Raw genomic sequence first — 19664 nt, 5'->3', positions numbered from 1 at the left:
ACTAAGCAATGTTTAAATGGAGTACGAGCCGGGTACGGTAGTCCCCATCTTTTTTTGTGATCAGTAACTGGTAACGGCCGGGATAAAGCAGTTCCAGGCGCTGCCGGGTATTGACCAGGCCTATCCCCGTAGAGCCGGGTTTAAATGTTTCGTCGGGCAAAGAATTATGCACATCCATCGTTAAAACATCATCCTCTACCGTTAAGATGATATGCACAAACCATGCGCGGGAAGTGGTGATGCTATGCTTAAAAGCGTTTTCAACGAAGGTGATCAATACCAACGGCGCTATACGATACGATGACAAAGATGGCCCGGCCGGAGGCTGTACATAACTAATAGCACAGCGGTTGCCGATACGCTCATTTTCCATAGCGATATAATTACCGATAAAATCCAATTCTTCTTTTAAACTAACAGTCGATTGGCTGGCTTGCTCCAGCTGGTAGCGCATCAGCGCCGACAATTTCAGGATCAGGTCCGGCGTGCGGGCGGGATCGGTAAGGCTTACCCCGTACAGGTTATGAAACATATTAAAGAAGAAGTGCGGGTTGAGCTGGGCATGCAGGTACCGGATATTCATCTCGCTCAACATCAGCTGCGCCTCGTTGCGCTGCTGCAACTCGCGGGAATAACGGCGCACCAGGAACAGCGACAATATCGTAAACGTACTGATCACGCACAACACAACCTGGTAGATAAAGTCGTACCACAACGGTATCTGCCCGCTCCTGTAAAAAGCCGGATCGATCCAGAAATAATTGAGCGTCTGTGAAAGCGTTGCACCGGCAAGGATTGCGGCGATAGCGGCCAGCGTATACAGCAGGTAACGCCGCGCAAGCAATAAGGGGAATATAAAAAAACGATGAAACTGGGCCTGGCCATAAAGCAGGACGAAGAAAACAAGCCCCTTGATAAAATCGATGACCGTATCGATTTTCATCCATTCGTGCAGCATCGTCAGCAGGAACATGGCAATGAAGAAAATCACTTCCTGTAAATACCGCTTCAGATACCATTTCCCTGTTTCCGCCATGCGTACAATCATTAGAACCTTACAAAAATCCGGCATTTGCCCGCAATACACAAAAAAACATGACGAATGCAATTCATCAGTTTCCCGGCCCTGTTCCTCATTTAGATTTTCCCGGGCAAGGACAACCGCTTTCTTTTGCATTTTTCCCTTCAATGGCTCCCCATGTTGCAACCCATAATCCTCAAACCGGCACTACTCCTTGGTTTCCTGCTTTTATTTACCAGACTGGCACAGGCACAGGCGCTCCAACCCGCGGACACGGGCAGGTATACGCTCAGCGGCCGGGTAGCTGATGCAGCAGACCATAGCCCCATAGAACTGGCTACGGTATCCCTGTTATCCGGCGGCAGGATCATCGGTGCGGCAACCACCGGCCTCGATGGTCGTTTTGTGCTGCACTTTCCGCGAACCGAAAACGCGGTACTGACCGTATCGTACCTCGGTTATGAACCCTATAGCGCTAGCCTGCCGGCGGGTAGCGACACGATCAGCATCCGGTTAAAAAGTAGTGCCCGCACGCTGAACCAGGTCGAGATCAGCGCCAGGAAGAAAACCGTACATTACAAAAGCGACCGGCTGGTCTACGATGCCACCGCCGATATCGGCAACAAGGCGGGTTCGGCAGCTGATGTGCTGCGTAAGGTACCGATGCTGACCGTAGGCAGCGACGGCGACCTGCGCATGCGCGGCAATACGAATATCAAGGTGTTGCTTAACGGCGCACCGTCGGGCATTATAGCCAAAAATATAAAAGACGCGCTTAAAATGATACCGGCCAGTTCGATCCGGTCGGTAGAGGTGATAACCAGCCCATCGGCAAAGTATGAGGCAGAAGGCGCGGCAGGCATTATCAATATCATTACCAAAAAGCCGGTAGCAGGCAGGAACGGCAGTATCGACCTGGGTGGAGGCAACCTGGAACAATCGGTCAACGCGATGTACAGCCAAAGCGGCGAGCACTTCGATTTCAGCCTGAATACCACGGCCAATGCAGCGCGGCAGCGACAGGTATCCTCCCTGCACAGGACCACCCTGCTGGAAGGCATACCGGTAGGCAAACTGGTACAGGATAATGAGACCACGGAAAAAGACCGCGGCCTGTATGCCAATATGGGTCTTACCTTCCGGCCGGACACCAGCCATAAGCTGAGCACGGAACTTAGCTATTGGTATGGCGATTGGCCTGCACAAAATGCACTATACAACGATTATACCGACAGGTACAGCCGCTCTGCTTACAGGCAGTCCGGCAAGCAAACTAACGCCGTGCACTATTACGAGCTATCGCTCCGTTATGAACAGCAATTTAAACGCAAAAAACAGGCGCTGCAAATGCTGGGCCAGGGCTCGTATACCGCAGAAAGATCCGGCTATAATACCGTACAGACTGACCTTTCCGGGGCCGGTCTGTTACAGGAACAAAGTCCGAACCAGGGCAAGACCCTGGAGTTTAACCTGCAGGCAGACTATACCCAGCCCCTGGATAAAAACGGCAAAAGCATACTCGAAACCGGGTTAAAGATCAAGACCACCGATGCGAACAGCCGTTATACCGTATTCAACAACCAGGGCGCACCGGGAAGCGACCAACTGGCAGAAGTGCCGTCGCGGGCAAATGAAATGCATTATTACAGTCATATCCTGGCGGGCTACCTGGGCCTGGGCTGGGAACCGGGCGCCAACTGGAGTTTCAGACCGGGCATACGGCTGGAACAAACCTTGCTGGGCGGCGATTTCAAAAGCACGACGCCTTCATTCCGCTCGCGGTTTACCGATTGGGTGCCGGGTATACTGATCGCAAAAAAAATCAACGATCACCACGATCTCAAACTGGGTTATACCGAACGGATAAGAAGGCCCTGGATCTGGGATCTCAACCCTTATACCAATGCAACGGACCCGCGCAACCTGTCGTCCGGCAACCCGCAGTTACAACCGGAGCGGATAAGGACCCTGGAGTTCGGTCATAATTACGCGGCGGAATCGGGCTTTAACCTGAACAGCAGTATTTACTTCAGCGCTACCGGCAATGCCATCGAGTCGCTGACCACTACCGACAGCTCGGGCGTATCGCGCACCAGGCCGGGCAATATCGCATCCAACAAGCGGCTGGGTGGCAATGTAAATACATCGCTGGACCTTACCCGCAACTGGACCGCCAACGGCGGGCTGGAGTTGTATTATGCCTGGTTTAAAAGCGAAGCCCTGAGGCTCGGCAACCGCAATGTGTTTTATGCCTTTAACCTCAATACCTCCTACAGCCTGCCTGCCCAGTATAGTATCCAGGTTTCCGGCGATTATGGGAACGGTTTCCTGACGCTGCAGGGCAGGTACACCGCAGCATGGTCGTACCGTTTTTCCATTCAAAAAGAATTCGCGGATCACAAGGCCAGCCTGGTGCTTACGGTCAGTAACCCTTTCCGGACAAGTATGCCGCAGCAGTACACCGCTGCCGATCCTTCTTTTAACAGCATTACCTATAATCATTACTATAACCGGTCCGTCCATCTTTCCTTTAGCTGGAAGTTCGGCGCAGGCAAACAAGCGGAAGAGCGGGAAGACAAGGCCGCTCCCGAAATGGAAAGCCGCTCCCACAAACGCAGGTAGCGCATAACGATCTGCATCCGTCTGCAGGTGTGCAGATGGCAAAAGCGGTTGGCTGTTTCCTCATGAGGGAGCAGCCAACCGCTTTTTATCGACAGGTATACCAAGTCCGGTGATCCGGATACGCAAAGCATCGTTGATTATGGTTTTCAGCCCGCCCGGCATCAGCGGCTCCTAACCGGCTTTATGGATTACCGGTTTAATCATTCCATACAAAACGAAAGGACTTAAGCCCGGAACCCGTACCACAAAAACCCACCCCATCATGTAGGTAAGTAGTTTATTAACAGCACGGTACAAGCCACACTCCATATGCAACATTTCCTGATAGCTAAAAAATATACATGAGTTTATAAAGAATTTATCTCCATTTACAAAAAGCGATCCGGGGCCATGCGGCTTCTTCACTACTTTCATCGCCTTATCTATAAAAGAAAAAAAGCAGTGTAATCATAATCTCAATTAAGCATTAAAACATTTCATTAAACAGCATACCGAAATACACTCCAAGTTCAAACCAATCTATATCTAAAAAAGAAAAATGAAAAAGTTCCTTTACCTGACATTTTTGTGCGGCCTGTCCTACGGGCCCGGCTTTGCCCAGCTGGCGCGTAATTCAGCCAGCCAGTTGCCGCCCAACTTCCAATCCGACAGGCAGGCGGCGTATAACAATATGCCCAACCCGGATGTCACCTTTCAACAGTATTACCAGAATGAACAGGCCAGGTTCTACCATGAAGATGCCCTGCGGCTCAACCCCGGCCTGCGTTACCGGCCGTGGCCCAGCAGGCCGTCGATGTGTGGCAACGGCGACTTCGAAGCAGGCCTGGATCCTAATGAATGGCAGGGCGGTTACGGTTATGTAGATGGCTCCGGCAATGTATTGTACGGCAGCTTCGCCAGTGGTATTTCCAGCGGTATGATCGGCGACTTCAATGCCCATCATACCCCTACCGATATCGGTACGGATCCTTATGTACCTATCAATACCACCGCGCCAACAGGCTCTAACCATGCAGTAAGGCTCGGCAATGCGGCCAGCCAGAACGGTTCAGAATTGATATCGAAGACCTTTATCGTACCGGCCGACAAATCCATCGTAAGTTTCTGGTATGCCCTGGTGCTGGAGAATCCTAACGATCACATCCCCATCGCACAACCGGCATTCCGGGTAAGGGTGCTGGATGCAGCAGGCAATGTGCTGCCCGGCCTGGTAGACCTGGGTAATGGCAGTGATATTGCTATCTCTGACGCCACTAACCCATTCTTCATGAGCGCCAACGGCCCCAGTGGTATCATTGCTTACCGCGACTGGTCCTGCGCTTCGATCAACCTGACCCGCTTTATCGGCCAGGAAGTAACCGTGCAGTTTGTAACCAACGACTGCGCTATGGGCGCACACTTTGGTTATGCCTATATCGACGACTTCTGCGGCAGCTGTTCCTCCAATCCTTACAATATGTCGCTGGCCAGTTCTATCTGCGGTAGCAGATCGCAGGTTTGTATCAACTACCAGCTACCGGCACAGGGCAGCCTGACCGGGTCGGTAAACATAGACCTGAACATTTACCAGAACGGCAACCTGCTTACTACGCTTAACAGCGGCACACTCAGCAACGGTACCAATTACTGCTTCGACTTCACGGCATCCGCTATCCCGGGCATGGACCCATCCCTGGGTGGATTTGATTATACGGCGGTTGGCAATTTCACTATAGGCTCCACCGCCCTTTCTCCCTTCTACCTGTTTGCACCACCCGATGGCGCTATACCCGGTCAGAACAACGACTGTTCTTTCTCCCAACAATGCTGCCCCGGTAAGAACCTGATCGAAAACGGCGACTTCGAAGCGGGCAATACCGGTTTTGATGCCGACTTCACCTACCAGTCCACTGTTGCGGCCAACTCGGTTTGGATAAGTGAGTATGCCGTGCTTACCGACCCTGAAGCACAGACCGTAGCCAGCACCTGGAGCCCGATATGCCCTGCTAACGGCCGTCACCTGGTGGTCAACGGCGCTACCGGGCAGATTAGCGGCGGCTACCGCAAAGCCTGGCAACAGAAGATCGAAGTAAAACCCGGCACCTATAAATTCTGTGGCGACTTCAAAGCGCTGCAAGCCTGTGCCTTTAATGTACGCGGTCCAAGGATCCTGTTCACCGCCGCCAGCGGCAGTATTACCGAGAGCACCCGTGTCACCATTCAACCAACTGCCGGCGCCTGCAACTGGAAACGCGTAGAACGCATCATTACCGTACCGGACGACGCCAACTCGCTTGTGATTACCATATCCCTGTCGGAAGCACTCGAAGGCGACGGCAACGACCTGGCCATGGATAACTTCAGCCTGGTTAAAATGGAGCCCGTTCCGGATACAGATGTAACCTTCGGAATTACGCCCTTTAATTTCAACGGAGGTTATTATAACCTGGCCGCAACACCGGACCAGGCACTTACTGGCGGTTGCAGTCACTACTGGGAAGTGCATGAAGTGGATCCGGCCAACAACTACGCCCTCATCCCGGGCACCGGGGCGATTAACCCCTTCTCCTGGATGTCGCAGAGCCCGAACAGCTTTACCGGTTATGTCGGCAGCTCCGTACTCTCCGGTACAGCCCCCGGCTTATTCGATATGCGCAAGACTTATATGATCGTTTATGGTCGCAGCTGCTCCTGCGCCTCCCGCACCCTGCGTTATGTGATCTACGGTCCTGTCAATAGCATCAATGCAGGCACGCGCGACGATACGCCACAGATTATCAGGAGCGGCGTACTGGATGCAACAGGGCAAAGACCCGCAGCAAGCACCGAACGTGCAGAACGTCCGGCAAGTCCGAACAGCGCACTGATCAGGATTTTCCCGAACCCGACCACCGGCAGGGTTACGATCCGGAAAACGGCCGCAGACGGCGATTACATGGTAAAAGTATCGAACAGCCTGGGACAGGTGGTAAAAACAGTATCCCTGAAAAAGGCCGATATGGAAGCCGAATTTTCCCTGGCCGGCGTTAGCCCGGGCAATTACATCGTGCACGTGGTATCGGCCGATGGTACGATTATCCAAAGCGAGAAGATCGCTAAGTTATAATAACGGCGCCGCTATCGACTTGTTTTTTACTAAAACGCCATCGATATCCGAAGCCAGGTAACAGGAAGCAGCAAACCCAGGTTTGCTGCTTTTTTTATGGGAGATATGAGATGTTAGATATGAGATGTTAGATATGAGATGTTAGATGTTAGATATGAGATGTTAGATGTGAGATGTTAGATATGAGATGTTAGATGTGAGATGTTAGATGTTAGATGTGAGATGTGAGATATTAGATGGGAGATGTTAGATATTGGGGGATAGATGTTTGGGGATAGAAGGTAGCGGTTGCGCAGGATCGGCACGGGATCCGGAGATAAGACATAGCGCATCATTGGGCTGTACAACCTTTGGGTAGCGGGCCTGAAATAGCGACACGGATAGAGTATAGCTCTTAACCGGAGTATTGCATCTATACAAACGATACGCATTGCTTATTTGCGTTCAAGCTTTATAGTCTTAATGGCGCCGGTACGGGCATCCTTCAGTTTCAGCTCCACGGCGTCGGGCCCGGTGTTGCGCTCGGAAGTAACGCGTTCGCAAAAGCTCATCCGGCTATAATCCATATCGCCGAAAGAAAGGATCTCATCGCCGGCATGTACCTCTTCGCTCAGCGCCTTATCCCATACAATACCAACCACGATCTTATCTTTTTCCATTACGGGCTGCACCGGCCAGAGCTTACGATACAGGTCGCGGCTATTGTTGTTGTCATACGGTTCGAAATAGAATAATTTGTCCTTATAGTTCAGTGTTACTTTGCCATAGTCGAAAAGTTCGCTGCCGATGCGCGATTCGTCGCTATAGGTCGTCGTAACCCGGGTGTTCAGGAAGGTCATCTTACCCAGTACCAGTTCGGGTATCCCCAGCGTAAAATTTTGTTGCGGTGCGGCAATACCATGCAAACCACCGGCATAAGTTCCGTAACCTTCGGCCTGCAGATCAATGATGGCGGCACGTCCCGAAAAATATTTATAAGCGCCGATCGACATTTCATAAAAGCCGTCTGCACCGGAATCAAGCAGGATGTTATCAGACACGGCTGTTTTGCCCTTCTTGAGCAGGATCTTTACAAAGGGATTGCTTTGTACCGGCGTAAGTTGCATTGGGAGCGCGTTTTTCTTACTTAAGGTAAGTTTCCGGGCATCGCTGGCCAGGATAATCTGTTTATTACGGCTATCAAACTGTACGACGGTATTCCGTAAGAGATTACTGCCGATCATCCCTTCTACGCCAAAACACCGGAAGATCATCTCCGTTTCCTTAGGCGCCAAAGCAGGCACACCGGCAAAGCTTACCCCACCGATACTGATCTCCGGTACTTTTACGATACGGATACTGTCTTTAGCACCCGACTGGTCGGCCACATTGATATTGGCGAACGTTGCCAGGCCCAGGGCATTGCTCAGGCTGTCGGAGAGGGACAACGGAGCGCCGGTATCCCAGATAAATTTACACTTGCGGCCCTGGAGCACTACGTCGACGATGATCTTGCCTTTGACCTGGCTATAGGGAATAACGGTATAATATTGATCCTGCACCGCCGCACCCTGGTTCAGGTCGGGCTGCTGGGCCGACAGCCGGGAAAGGGGCGCCAGGGTAATACCGGCAAACAGGCATAAAACAATGTAAAAACGCATAAGGTATTGGTTGAGGGTTTAATGGTTAAAGTCTTTATTATCCAGTTCATTGAAAGTCCTATTGCTGCTGTACCCGGCTTGGCGTATCCTTACCGGAGATGACAGAGCCGGCGCTGAGTGCAATGGCCCGGATTACCCCGGTCATATTGGCGATATCGAGCGTAGCGATTTCATCACCCGGTTTATGATAATACGGCTCATTATCCATTTTAGAAGTGGATATGGAATGTGCCGGAACACCCAGGCGGGCCAGGGTTGCATTATCGGAACGGTAAAACAACTGCTGCTCCGGATAAGGGTCAGGGTAAAACGAAAAACCGGTACCGGCCAGGTTTTGCTGTAGTATCTTACCCAGCGAAGATGCCTCGTAACCGGTAATATAAGCCGAGTTCCTGCCCCATTTACTTTCGGTGCCGATCATCTCTATGTTGAACATCGCGATGGCCCGGTCCGGATCGAGCTGCTTACTGAAGTACTGCGACCCATAACCACCCGATTCCTCAGCCGTAAAGGCAACAAACAGGATAGTACGTTCATTGTTCTTTAATCCCGCATAATAGTCTGCCAGCATCATGATCGCCGTGGTACCCGAGGCATCGTCGTTAGCGCCATTATAAATAGAGTCGCCGTTAACGGGCTTACCGATACCCAGGTGGTCATAGTGCGCGGAGAAGATTACGTATTCGTTTTTTTTCGACTTACCCGGCAACATCCCTACGACATTGGCCAATTGCTGTTCTTTGATCGTATGGGTTGCCTTTATATGATAGGAGGACAAACCGGGTTTACCCAGCAGGAATACCGTAGACCCGTTCCGTTCGAGAAACTCCCCGCCAAAGGCGGCGAGCCGTTTGAATTGTGCGGCATAGCTCTCATCGACCAGCACGATATTATTCTTACCGTTATGAATAATCTTGTACGCCTCGTGAAACAGGGACACGCCCGCATCGATGGTCGCAACGTTATAACCCGATTGTTCGGTAAGGTCGAGTTGTTGCAAACCCGTAATCACCACCACGCTTTCGGCCGGGAATACCTGCTGACCGATCGTGGCGGAAAGGTCTTTGAGCTCCGTATTGTATACCGCGAAGGACTGCAGCATACTGTTGCCCTTAAAGGGCCTCAAGCCGCTCTTTTTAAAAGCGGCAGCAATATACGCCGCAGACTGGTCCAGTCCGGGTGTGTAGAGCGCACGGCCTTCGCGTTCGTCGGCTGCCAGGAAACGAAGCCGCTCTTCCGCTAAGCGAACCGGGAAGGCCGCGGGGCTGGCGGTCTGGGCATGAAGGGCACTCGCCGTCATCAACGCCGCACATAAAATGGTAATAGTTTTGTACCGTATAGTCATAAGCATAATATTAAAAATGTTGTGCCCGTTTCCGGTAAAAATAACGGAGATACAGGAATACCAATACCGGCAATGCAAAAACCTGGAATAGGAAAATAAACAGGGATACACCGCCCGTTGGTTTCAGCGTGTTTGCCTTAACGAACAGTTGCCGCCCCAGCGGGCCATTGGAAAACACGACGATATTGACAAGGTTCCAGCCCGTATGTAAGGCCAGGGGCAGGTAAAGCGACCGGGTCCGCGCAAAGGCCGCAGCCAGCATCAGTCCAAAAATCGCAGTCATAAAAAAGACCAGGACCATATACAAGGGGTTACCCCAGGCCTGGTAGGCAAACCAATGATACACACCAAAGCATACCGCAGACAACAGGCAGGCCACTTTCGCTCCAAAGCGTTGTATAGCCAGGTACAGCAGGGCGCCCCGGAAAACCAGCTCTTCAAATACGACCGACTTAAAGGTCCACCAGGTAGCCGACAGGATCGTGCGGGTACCAGCTTCCGGGTTACGCAGCCAGCGATTACCAGCAGCGGCTGTCGTCATCAGTTGCCAGGCGCTGCAAACGGCCGCAGCAAGCAGCAGACCAACCGTCCATTCCTGCACTCTTCCTGCAACAGGCTTCCAGCCCAGGGCATCCGGGCTCCGGCCGGCAAACCACCAGAGTAAAAACCAGGAGCAAAGCAGGGCTACAATAATTCCAAGCATAGACAGGGGGCAGCATTTAAAGGGATGCTAAAATAAGATTTTTTGAATTTGGCCGCTAGAAAAATGACCAACATGCCCCGGTACTCTGCATGGCGAACCCACGGTTATGCCTCCTGGTTACCCGGCTGCGCCCCGGCATTGCACGGCTATGAATTACCGGCTGGCAGCCTTACGGGCCGGTTTCGATTTGTATTATATTTACATTATAAAACAACGGGAAGCCCAATTGTAAAGCCTTATCAGGCAGACGGCCTGCAGGAATAAACATTTCCACTATCATGATCACCGTCTAAAGAGAACTGCAAAGAAGGCCCATACAGGAAAGAGAGAGCGAGCTTCAACAAACCATACTATATACTAAAAAAGACCAGGGCGCTTCAAAAGCAACCTGGTCCAGGCAATATCGGTAGCGCACCCCTTATCGATGTAACAGCACTACCAATTTTCTATAACAACATTTTCAAGATCTCACCAAAACAACCACTTATGAAAAGCATCTTTTTATTTGCTGCCCTGCTCTTACTGGGACATGCACTTTATGCACAGAACTCGAGCCGGCTCACGGTACGTAACACAACACCCTGTACGATGTATTACCGGGTGGTAGTAAGTCCGCCGGTAACACCCGGCGCCACGTCCTGCAGTACAGGCGGCGTTTCGGCACTGCTCAGCATCGCCCCGGGCACCTTTATCAGCTACACAGCCACAAGCCTTCCCGGTATTTCAACCCCACCGGGAGCCGACCGTGTTATCCTTGGGGGCATTGTATGCTCCGGTCCTTCCGGCTGCGATACACCGGCCCTGAATGTATCCAGTTACGGCTGCCTGGGATGGCCCAACGGTGTCATAGCGAATGTGAATGGCGCCGGCTGCACCATTTGTACCCAAACGATCGCTACCTGGAATTTTAGCGGACAGAATACCCTGCTGTTTAATTAAGCCGGCCAGGGGTAACCATGTACTACCTTAAAGCCGGACCTAAAAAATGCTACCTCAGGCCGCTTCCGGGTGGCTTAAGGTAGCATCTGTATTGGGTTGTAAAAGTTGACATCAACAAGCCGGCTGATATGTTTTATAGTAATAGAACAACCACAGATCGCTTGCAGCGGGTGCACAACCACCAGCGCAAGGGGCCTGATACGACGGTGTAGCAAGGTACTTTCTTAAGCAGGCTCTTACAAATGCAGACCAACAAAAAGCGCTTATACATCGCGATAGGTTTTACCATATAGAAATAGACCGGGCTTCGCGCCGGCAGTCCTCCATCGTCTTGTCATGCAGTACGGTATCAACTTTACGCGCCACACCGCCGTGATGGGAACAGCTTCCGCGCCCCTGCCTTTCGCTAAAGGCGCCGTCCCCGCATACGGAACCCTCAACCCGCCGCGTATTCCGTTCGTAAATTCTTTGCGTCAATATATCTACAGGGGTAAGGGTATCCCTGAACAGGAACAAGCCGCCACCGGCCAGGAGGGCAATCGTGGTGTTGCGCCGCAGCCGGTGGGCAAACCAGGCCAAAAACAACAGGACAAATCTCCTGACCGGTTGCTGGTTTAATTTTTCAACGATGGCATCCGCCAGGCCGTGTTCATCGCGGTTTTTACGGGTAAGGCAGCCAATGTCCATCAGCGCACGGGCGTATTCGCTTTCGTCCATCAGGTAAGGCAAAAAATAAACGCGCCTTCTTTGAAATAAAGCACGCGCCCTGATCCGGAACATTTCGAAACTGGTCCAGTATTTCCGGCCATAAGCTTCAGATACGAACACGACACAGAGCCTGGCCTGCAGGCGATACACCTTATCCAGATCATGCCGCAGATCCCGGCCCCAGGTCATTACCCGCTTGTCGTCGTCATAGAAGATCCGGACATCGCGCTCCTTCAGCAATCGCGCCACAATGTCTACGAAGGCCCGGTCTTCTTCAGCAAAAGACAACGCGACGTCGTACTTCTTGAATAAGTTACAATTGATCACTACCATAAGTGCATTAGTTGGCATAAAAAGGAAAACACACTGCGCTACAGGGCAAAGCAGTAGCTATAAGAGCGGGTAAACCTGCCCCTCCCAATACCTTTTGATTTCCGGGAACGTTAAAACTTGATCTGGTGCTGCAGCAGGAACTTGCTCAGCCCGAGCGGTGTATTCGTACCGGATTTCCGGTTGATGTTTTTCCGGTGTGTTTCTATAGTTGTCCGGCTCAGATGCAGGCGCAACGCGATATCGGCCGAGGTGTATTCATCGAGCACGAGTTTAATAATTTCTATTTCGCGGGGTGTAAAAAGCTGCTTTTCCGATTCGGCAGCTATCGTTTTAACATCGGGGAAATAAGTACCGCCGGCCAGTACCGCCCTGAGGCAATGCATCAGGGTGGCGCGGTCCGCATTCTTCCGGATATACCCCTTAGCCCCACCATTCTGCGCCTCCCTGATATCGCGGATATTCTCGGACATGGATAAAATAACGAATTTGGTATCAGGCAGCATTTTTCTCAGGCTAAATATCACCTCCAGCCCGTTCATTTTCGGCATGCTAAAATCGATAAGCGCCAGGTCCGGCTTGCGTTCTCGGATGCCCGCATGGGCCGCTTCGCCATCATTGGCATAACCGACTATTTTTATATCCTCTTCACTGCCGATTAATAATTTAAGCCCGTCAATTACAATCTGGTGATCATCGGCGAGATACAGGGTAGCATATGTTTTCATTCAGTGTTGTTTAAGGGGAGCTCAATAATTACAGTTGTTCCCTGGTCCGAAGACTCGATATCGATATTACCTTTGCAGACCTTGACGCGGTTGCGGATATTCTTCAGACCTATACTGTCTAAACGATGTTGATCGTCGGCCATACCGATACCATTATCCTCCACAACGATGGTCATGGCGCCGGATTCAATATTGATCTGCACCGAAGCTTGGTCGGCCTGTGCGTGTTTGCGTATATTATTGAGCAATTCGGAAATGATGCGGTAAATATGCAGCTTCAAATGCTCTTCCTGCAAGCTTTCCATAGGATCCATGGAAAGCGAGAAACTACACTTGCCGGTGGTATTGTGCTGCTTGCCGGTGGTATTATGCTGTTCTACAAGATCGGCCAGCAAGCGCTCTATGCTGTTATTAAAAAAATAGGGCTGCAGGTTATGGGATATCTCTCTTACCTCGTCCAGGCTTTCCGTGACCCCGGTAAATATCTTGGCGATGAGCTCGTGGTGTTCCCTGGCATTCAGGTTCAGGTATTCCAGGGCCATTTTAAGGCCTGATAGCTTGGCTGCCACGCCATCATGAATTTCCTGGGATAACCTTGCCCGTTCCTGTTCCTGGCCTTCCTGCAATGCATCGAATATGTCCTGTTGTTTCAGCAGCGCCTCTTCACTCAATCTTATGCGCAACAAAACAAGTTTTTTTTGGTGTAAAAATGCGTAAAGCACTATAGCCACAACCAGCAATAGAATTACCACGACCATGGCCATGAAATAGATCATGAAGCTGTCTTCCATTTGCGTAGGGATGTGAATGCCTGGGCGTATAAACAATGTGCAATAATATTCAACACAGAATGCAGTAAATGGCCCACCCATTCCACATCCAGATGTTTTGCAATCAGGTATTGTTTTGTCATGATGTACATGAAATTAACGGTGAAGTACATCAGGATGCCGATACAGATCCAGAACATCGGGTACTGCCAGACGTACCGGGTACTATCTATTGCAAACAGGTAATACAGGTAAATAAGCGCATAAACGGTCAGAGATGCGGCTGCATATCCCCTGGCCAGGCTGTTCGGGTCTTTTATGCTGGTGATCGCGTTAAACAGGGCAAAGCCGAAAAGCACCAGCATATTCGCCACAAGCAGTACCCGCAGGCTCTTGCGCTGGGTATGCAATAAGAATAAAAGGGTAAAGGCAATAAATTGCACAACGGTAAATAAATGTTGCCCGGGCATATTATTCTGCCATAACACGATTGCAATGCGGGATTGTATTTCAAACAGGCCCGACAGGACGAAGAAATAAAACAATATTTTGAAGGGCAGTGTAAGTACCGGGTAGCTCCTGATCCCTGCGATTACAGGGATCAGGACACTGACCTCGGAGCAATTAACCAGTAATTTTTCTAGTTTCATAGGAATGGGTTTGGTCTTGGTAAGATAGCAAAAATATATAATTTTTACTTTCCTATTTAACACCAACTTCAACCATTGCAGCCAGGCCGTTCTGCACTTTAAGATTACCGCGGTTACTGCAGTCGGTCGGACAGGGTTTTGCGTAATCATAGTAAGGATAGGATTCAGCGTAGGTAAGATCGTCGCTGCAGCCATCGCCTGCCTTAGTGGTAACAGCCACCAGGGTCAATTGCCTGTCGTCGTTAATCCCTGCATAAAAACGTACGCCGTTTACTTCGTCAAAACCTTCGTGGGCAGTAATACCCAACAGGTTGATCAGCGCCGCCTTGGTCATCGACCAGGAAACAGGAATAAAGAACGATTGCGAAGGTGTGCGGAAACTGCGGGTAAAGTCTTCGGCGATCTGGTGATCGATGATCTTCGAGTCGCGTGATCGCTTATAGCTATCCAGCACCGGGTTGTCATAATTCGCGGGAAGTGATTTGAGGTACGCAAAAGCACTACTGGGCGCTGTGTCATCCATGCAATCATCCTGGTTGGTTACTGTGTGTTCTTGTCTCATAATTTTTGATTTTGAATTGTGATTTGATACTGCAAAAATGAGGCGGAACGTTAGCCGTTCCTATACCTAGCCTTAGGTATTTAAACAAACAGCAAATGATTCGGCGTGTCCAAATACCCATCATTAGGTATTGTAGAAAATGCCCGAAGTGGAAAATTTTGCAGTAAAATTCAAACTATTATAAAAATGAAAAAAGCACTTATCGTAGGCATCAATGCCTACCCCTCCGCTCCCCTTACCGGTTGCATACAGGACGCCTCGGATTTCAGCGAGCTGCTAAGCACCCATGCCGATGGTTCGCTCAATTTCCACGTCCTGTTAAAACCTAATGTAGCCAGCAGAGAAAACTTACGCCAACTGATCATCGAACTTTTTAAGGAGTCGTATAATACGGTACTCTTTTACTTTTCAGGCCACGGCGCGCTTACTGAAACCGGCGGCTACCTGGTAACACCCGACCACCGGCCGCACGACCAGGGTATCTCCATGAACGAGATCGTGGCACTGGCCAATAAATGCCCGAGTACAAACAAGATCATCATTTTGGATTGTTGCCACAGTGCAGCGATCACCGCACCGGACCTCAACTTCGAAGCCATAGGGCATATCAATGAAGGCGTAACGATCCTGACGGCCAGTAAAAAAAATGAAGTCGCGATGGAGGTAAAAGGCAAGGGTATATTTACCAACCTGCTGATACAGGCATTAAAAGGTGGCGCAGCAGATATCAACGGCCATATTACACCAGCGAGCATTTATGCTTATATCGACCAGGCACTGGGTCCCTGGGATCAACGCCCGGTGTTTAAAACAAATGTCTGCAACTTTATGGTGTTGCGCAAAGCCAACCCGAAGCTGCCTTTGCAAATCCTGAAAAAGTTAACCGAGTACTTCCCGGATCCGGATGCAACTTACGAGCTCAGCCCGGCTTACGAATACACCAACGACCCGGCTGTAGTCCACGTTTACACAGAGCCCTACGCCACGCCGGAAAAGGTGGCCATATTTAAATCGCTGCAAAAAATGCAGGCGGCAGGTCTGGTCGAACCCTTGCCCGATGAGCATATGTACTGGGCTGCCATGAACGGCAACGGATGCCGGCTGACACCACTGGGCGCACACTACTGGCGCCTGGTACAGGGCAAAAAGATCTGATGTAACACCGCTCTTCCATTAAAACAAAAACGATAAAAAAACAATGAGAAAACTCACCCTGCTTTTACTGACGACAACACTATTTTGCTCCTGCTATAAGGACGACGGCACAAGCTCCAAACACAAATCCAGCAGCTATTGCGGATACATTGGCAAAAAAGGTACCGCCTGTACCCGTAAGGTCGCAGGCGGTGGTTACTGCTGGCAACACAAATAAAGCAGGCGCCGGTGCTCTTATAAACAATCATCATCAAAAACTAAAAAAAATGGGGAAATTCGTAATCACTACCGCTACGAACGGTCAGTACTATTTCAACCTTAAAGCCGACAACGGGCAAACCATACTGACCAGTGAACACTACACCAACAGGGCTTCCTGCAACAACGGGATCGAATCCGTTAAAACGAATGCTACAGATGATAGCCGATACGATAGGCTGACATCCAGGAACAACAAATATTACTTCAACCTGAAGGCGGGCAACGGCCAGGTTATCGGCACCAGCGAAATGTACGAAACAGCCTCCGGCCGCGACAATGGTATAACCTCCGTTAAGGCCAATGCCCCGAGCGCACCTGTAGCGGATGCATAAGCAGCTGTGCATAGCTACCCGATAGTATTAGAACGAAACAGGCCCCGGGCGGTTTGTGCTGCCCGGAGCCTGTTTATACAGCTGTCCTCATTCAAGAAAAAAGAAAGAACCAACCTATGAAATATGTGCCTGACCTGATCCCGGAGCAAGCAAGGGTACTACCGGATTATTTTAAAAGCCAACCTGTTTTGGCAAAAGCAAAAAGCAAATTCTATAACGTCCTGTTGTGGATACTGGGTGTTTACTTTTATTGCCTGGCGCTTGCCTGCCTGTTGCAACCCCTGTTATTATTGCTGTTCGCCGCAATCGGCACCCTGTTGCTGCCCCCTGGCCAACGGTATCTCGAACGCAGGCTACGCTTGCGGTTTACGCCCTGGGCCAAAACGATTGTTTGTTTGCTACTACTATTCTGTGCACTACCCTTATTAAAAAAACACCTTGCCGATGATGTCCTACCCACCGATAAACCCCAGGCGCTATCCGCGGCAGGAACGCAGCCTACACAACCGGAAAAACCGCAGCCCATACAACCTGCAAAGCCCGGGCATGCAGACAAGCAGGATAGCCTGCAATATTATATCCGGCGCAGCAATGAGTTATCTAAACAGCACAAAACCGCTGCGGCCATTAAACTCCTGGAACAGGCGGCTCCTTTTGCGGAAAACGCAGCAGCCCAAAGCCTGCTGCAAAAAGAACTTACCGGGCTACGAACGCGTCATGCCGGGGCACTCGTACAGTCGGGACAATACAAGGCTGCCCTGCCCCTGATCAGTCAACTGCTGGATGCCGATCCTGACAACAAGCAATTGCTTGTTCAACGGGCGATGTGTTATAGCAAAACGGGAAAAATAGAGGAAGCGGTAAACGAGCTCAAGCCCTTACTCCAGTCGGGGAATGAAGACGCCGAAAAATTACACAACAAAATAAACCCGGTCCGGAAGCGGGTGGTAGGCTACGAAACGCTCTGCTGTGACGGCAGTACCTCGAATGCCCGGGGCCGCGGCGCCTGTTCGCATCATGGCGGCGTCTGCGACTGGAATCAACCTATTTACGAAGAATACAGAAAATACGAATAAGCTATGAACCATAACCTTTACCAGGTAAGACCTTTATCAGCACCGGGATGGCTGCAACGCCTGCTGCAACAGGCGCCCCGCGATAATGCAGTGATCGAAGTGAATAACTTACTGGCGACAAGAGATATCCTGCATATTCAACGCAGCGACATACAACAAATCGAAAGCAGGTACCGGCTCCGGCTAAACAAAGAATACCTGCGCAATATGGAAGAGTTTTATGCCGTATACCTCAACCGCTGTATCAACGACAAGATGCCGGGGCCGTTGGAATCCCGGCCACTGCAGCACCTGCAATCGATACTTGCCCTCGATGAAGCAAGCGCCAGGCAGCTGCAGCTTAAACTCGGCGAAGAGGCCTACAGGAGCGCCTTCCATAAAACTATAGAAGACGGCAGGCTGACCGCCGACAAGGAGCGCTTCCTTGCCGGGCTTGCCGGGAGCCTCCGGCTGCCGCAGGAACTAACCGAAAACATCTCTTCAGCGCTAAGAAGATCGTTCGTCGAAACCTATATCCGCAAGATGATCGCCGACCAAAGGGTATCCCCGCAGGAAGAACGGGAACTCGAAAGCATATCGCAAAGTCTTCGTGTCCATATCACCCTCAATGAGCAAACCCGGGAGCAGATCCGTAAACTTAAAAGCTACTGGGCTATTGAACACCAGGCCCTCCCGGTCATTCAACCCGGCATCGTGTTGTCGCTAACGGAGACCTGTCACATGCATATCCCCAATGTACGCTGGCACGAGCTCCGGCAGGAAAGGGTGCGTACCAGCTATACCGGCTTCTCCGGCCGCATTAAAATTGCCAAAGGCTTTTATTTAAATTCCGGCACGCGCAGTACCCAACATTATACCGTCGACACCATGAAACATATAGATACCGGCACCCTGTACCTGACCAATAAACGGATCCTCTTTACCGGGCAGAAAAAGAACAGCCATATACGCCTGGACAAAATACTGGCCATTAATCCCTATACCGACGGGGTTGAAATAGGAAAAGATGCCGGCAAATCGCCTGTACTCCAAATAGGCCGGGACGCCGACTTATTCTGTATGATGCTGGAACGCCTGCTCCACGAGCGCCGGTAAGGACAGACACACATCTCGAATCCTGTGCATTGCTTTTTGTGCATTTTTATACCGGGCCGGATAAAATTTTAGTTTTTCGACTGCAACCATCTGCTCCCGCTGTTGTTCTCCGGTAAAAGTTTTTGTTATGAACAGGTCAATCGTAAAAAACGGGAGCCGCATCCTGTTGGGCGCAGGATTAGTGTTTGCAGGCATCAGCCACCTCAGTTTCGCCCGGAAAGCCTTTAAGGCACAGGTTCCGGATTGGGTACCCTTAAAGGAAGAGGATACCGTACTGTATTCGGGCATTGCAGAGATTGCGCTGGGTACGGCGCTGGTCGTGGCGCCCAAACGGCACCGGGGCCTGACTGGCAAGATTGCGGCCTTATTTTTCGCCGCGGTTTTCCCGGGTAATATAGCACAGTATACCCACCACCGCGATGCCTTTGGCCTGGATACTGACGCCAAACGCTTTACCAGGCTATGGTTTCAACCCCTGCTTATCGCATGGGCCTTAAAGAGTACCGCACAGAAACGTTGCCCGTAATCGGGCGCATGGGTACAGGTCCTGAAGCGCAAGGCCCGCGTTACCGGGGCAAGCGATAAGCTACCCGGACTATTTCGCCCATCAACAGAACAGGGTATATAAAAAAAGGCCATCCA

The 19664-nt window shown here is 50.8% G+C and carries 17 protein-coding genes; 8 read left to right on the top strand and 9 right to left on the bottom strand.

All coding sequences use genetic code 11. The features are described 5' to 3' along the window. Position 1: 1 nt before the first annotated feature. Positions 2-1036 (bottom strand): sensor histidine kinase, encoded by a 1035-nt coding sequence (locus B0I18_RS09775; RefSeq protein WP_106522614.1) that lies wholly within the window; start codon positions 1034-1036, stop codon positions 2-4. Positions 1037-1198: 162 nt separating this feature from the next. Here B0I18_RS09775 and B0I18_RS09770 point away from each other — a divergent pair, with 162 nt between their 5' ends. Together B0I18_RS09770 and B0I18_RS09760 are read left to right on the top strand one after the other, a co-directional pair. Continuing rightward, positions 1199-3643, top strand: a complete 2445-nt coding sequence (locus B0I18_RS09770; RefSeq protein WP_106522494.1) for a TonB-dependent receptor — start codon at positions 1199-1201, stop codon at positions 3641-3643. 538 nt (positions 3644-4181) lie between these two features. Continuing rightward, positions 4182-6728: a T9SS type A sorting domain-containing protein gene (locus B0I18_RS09760; RefSeq protein ID WP_106522492.1), complete on the top strand. Its 2547-nt coding sequence runs from the start codon at positions 4182-4184 to the stop codon at positions 6726-6728. A gap of 434 nt (positions 6729-7162) precedes the next feature. Here the strand turns inward: B0I18_RS09760 and B0I18_RS09755 are convergent, their stop codons facing one another. From B0I18_RS09755 to B0I18_RS09745, 3 genes are read right to left on the bottom strand one after another with little or no spacing between them, the layout of a single operon-like run. Further along, positions 7163-8368, bottom strand: a complete 1206-nt coding sequence (locus B0I18_RS09755) for a retropepsin-like aspartic protease (RefSeq protein ID WP_106522491.1) — start codon at positions 8366-8368, stop codon at positions 7163-7165. Positions 8369-8426: 58 nt separating this feature from the next. After that, complete coding sequence (locus B0I18_RS09750; protein ID WP_245882079.1) at positions 8427-9713, bottom strand: M28 family peptidase; 1287 nt, start codon at positions 9711-9713, stop codon at positions 8427-8429. A 10-nt stretch (positions 9714-9723) separates the two neighbouring features. Beyond that, positions 9724-10416 carry a CPBP family intramembrane glutamic endopeptidase gene (locus B0I18_RS09745; protein ID WP_106522489.1) on the bottom strand — a complete coding sequence of 231 codons (693 nt, stop codon included), beginning with the start codon at positions 10414-10416 and terminating at the stop codon, positions 9724-9726. Positions 10417-10902: 486 nt separating this feature from the next. Between B0I18_RS09745 and B0I18_RS09740 the strand changes: the two genes are divergently transcribed. Next, on the top strand, positions 10903-11355 hold the full coding sequence (locus B0I18_RS09740; RefSeq protein WP_106522488.1) for a hypothetical protein: 453 nt from the start codon (positions 10903-10905) through the stop codon (positions 11353-11355). A 282-nt stretch (positions 11356-11637) separates the two neighbouring features. Here B0I18_RS09740 and B0I18_RS09735 read toward each other — a convergent pair whose 3' ends face one another. From B0I18_RS09735 to B0I18_RS09715, 5 genes are all read right to left on the bottom strand, one after another. Then, positions 11638-12414, bottom strand: a complete 777-nt coding sequence (locus tag B0I18_RS09735; protein ID WP_106522487.1) for a TIR domain-containing protein — start codon at positions 12412-12414, stop codon at positions 11638-11640. A gap of 92 nt (positions 12415-12506) precedes the next feature. Further along, positions 12507-13121, bottom strand: coding sequence for a response regulator (locus B0I18_RS09730; RefSeq protein WP_106522486.1), 615 nt, complete (start codon positions 13119-13121; stop codon positions 12507-12509). Further along, entirely contained in the window at positions 13118-13912 is a 795-nt protein-coding gene (locus tag B0I18_RS09725; protein WP_181358411.1) for a sensor histidine kinase, read from the bottom strand. Before B0I18_RS09725 ends, B0I18_RS09730 begins: the two co-directional genes overlap by 4 nt. Then, on the bottom strand, positions 13894-14541 hold the full coding sequence (locus tag B0I18_RS09720) for a hypothetical protein (protein ID WP_106522484.1): 648 nt from the start codon (positions 14539-14541) through the stop codon (positions 13894-13896). The genes B0I18_RS09725 and B0I18_RS09720 overlap by 19 nt, the downstream gene beginning before the upstream one ends. 52 nt (positions 14542-14593) lie before the next feature. Beyond that, complete coding sequence (locus B0I18_RS09715) at positions 14594-15103, bottom strand: hypothetical protein (protein ID WP_106522483.1); 510 nt, start codon at positions 15101-15103, stop codon at positions 14594-14596. 186 nt (positions 15104-15289) lie between these two features. Between B0I18_RS09715 and B0I18_RS09710 the strand changes: the two genes are divergently transcribed. The 5 genes from B0I18_RS09710 to B0I18_RS09690 all read left to right on the top strand — a co-directional run bounded on the left by B0I18_RS09710 (position 15290) and on the right by B0I18_RS09690 (position 19548). Continuing rightward, positions 15290-16258 carry a caspase family protein gene (locus B0I18_RS09710; protein ID WP_219905954.1) on the top strand — a complete coding sequence of 323 codons (969 nt, stop codon included), beginning with the start codon at positions 15290-15292 and terminating at the stop codon, positions 16256-16258. A 266-nt stretch (positions 16259-16524) separates the two neighbouring features. After that, on the top strand, positions 16525-16851 hold the full coding sequence (locus B0I18_RS09705; protein WP_106522612.1) for a YegP family protein: 327 nt from the start codon (positions 16525-16527) through the stop codon (positions 16849-16851). 188 nt (positions 16852-17039) lie between these two features. Beyond that, on the top strand, positions 17040-17927 hold the full coding sequence (locus B0I18_RS09700; protein WP_181358410.1) for a tetratricopeptide repeat protein: 888 nt from the start codon (positions 17040-17042) through the stop codon (positions 17925-17927). A gap of 3 nt (positions 17928-17930) precedes the next feature. Further along, entirely contained in the window at positions 17931-19022 is a 1092-nt protein-coding gene (locus tag B0I18_RS09695) for a hypothetical protein (RefSeq protein WP_106522481.1), read from the top strand. Between the two features lie 127 nt (positions 19023-19149). Next, positions 19150-19548 (top strand): DoxX family protein, encoded by a 399-nt coding sequence (locus B0I18_RS09690; protein WP_106522480.1) that lies wholly within the window; start codon positions 19150-19152, stop codon positions 19546-19548. The last annotated feature ends 116 nt before the right edge of the window (positions 19549-19664 follow it).

Origin of the sequence: Taibaiella chishuiensis (assembly GCF_003014535.1) — a bacterium.
Classification (GTDB): Bacteria; Bacteroidota; Bacteroidia; order Chitinophagales; family Chitinophagaceae; genus Taibaiella; species Taibaiella chishuiensis.
The sequence above is the reverse complement of the archived record's forward strand: the minus strand, read 5'-3'. Positions and strand labels throughout refer to the sequence as shown.

Coding starts and splice junctions, on each gene's coding strand:
- B0I18_RS09775 (WP_106522614.1), bottom strand. CDS start 1,036: ATGGCGGAAACAGGGAAATGGTATCTGAAGCGGTATTTACAGGAAGTG.
- B0I18_RS09770 (WP_106522494.1), top strand. CDS start 1,199: ATGTTGCAACCCATAATCCTCAAACCGGCACTACTCCTTGGTTTCCTG.
- B0I18_RS09760 (WP_106522492.1), top strand. CDS start 4,182: ATGAAAAAGTTCCTTTACCTGACATTTTTGTGCGGCCTGTCCTACGGG.
- B0I18_RS09755 (WP_106522491.1), bottom strand. CDS start 8,368: ATGCGTTTTTACATTGTTTTATGCCTGTTTGCCGGTATTACCCTGGCG.
- B0I18_RS09750 (WP_245882079.1), bottom strand. CDS start 9,713: ATGACTATACGGTACAAAACTATTACCATTTTATGTGCGGCGTTGATG.
- B0I18_RS09745 (WP_106522489.1), bottom strand. CDS start 10,416: ATGCTTGGAATTATTGTAGCCCTGCTTTGCTCCTGGTTTTTACTCTGG.
- B0I18_RS09740 (WP_106522488.1), top strand. CDS start 10,903: ATGAAAAGCATCTTTTTATTTGCTGCCCTGCTCTTACTGGGACATGCA.
- B0I18_RS09735 (WP_106522487.1), bottom strand. CDS start 12,414: ATGCCAACTAATGCACTTATGGTAGTGATCAATTGTAACTTATTCAAG.
- B0I18_RS09730 (WP_106522486.1), bottom strand. CDS start 13,121: ATGAAAACATATGCTACCCTGTATCTCGCCGATGATCACCAGATTGTA.
- B0I18_RS09725 (WP_181358411.1), bottom strand. CDS start 13,912: ATGGAAGACAGCTTCATGATCTATTTCATGGCCATGGTCGTGGTAATT.
- B0I18_RS09720 (WP_106522484.1), bottom strand. CDS start 14,541: ATGAAACTAGAAAAATTACTGGTTAATTGCTCCGAGGTCAGTGTCCTG.
- B0I18_RS09715 (WP_106522483.1), bottom strand. CDS start 15,103: ATGAGACAAGAACACACAGTAACCAACCAGGATGATTGCATGGATGAC.
- B0I18_RS09710 (WP_219905954.1), top strand. CDS start 15,290: ATGAAAAAAGCACTTATCGTAGGCATCAATGCCTACCCCTCCGCTCCC.
- B0I18_RS09705 (WP_106522612.1), top strand. CDS start 16,525: ATGGGGAAATTCGTAATCACTACCGCTACGAACGGTCAGTACTATTTC.
- B0I18_RS09695 (WP_106522481.1), top strand. CDS start 17,931: ATGAACCATAACCTTTACCAGGTAAGACCTTTATCAGCACCGGGATGG.
- B0I18_RS09690 (WP_106522480.1), top strand. CDS start 19,150: ATGAACAGGTCAATCGTAAAAAACGGGAGCCGCATCCTGTTGGGCGCA.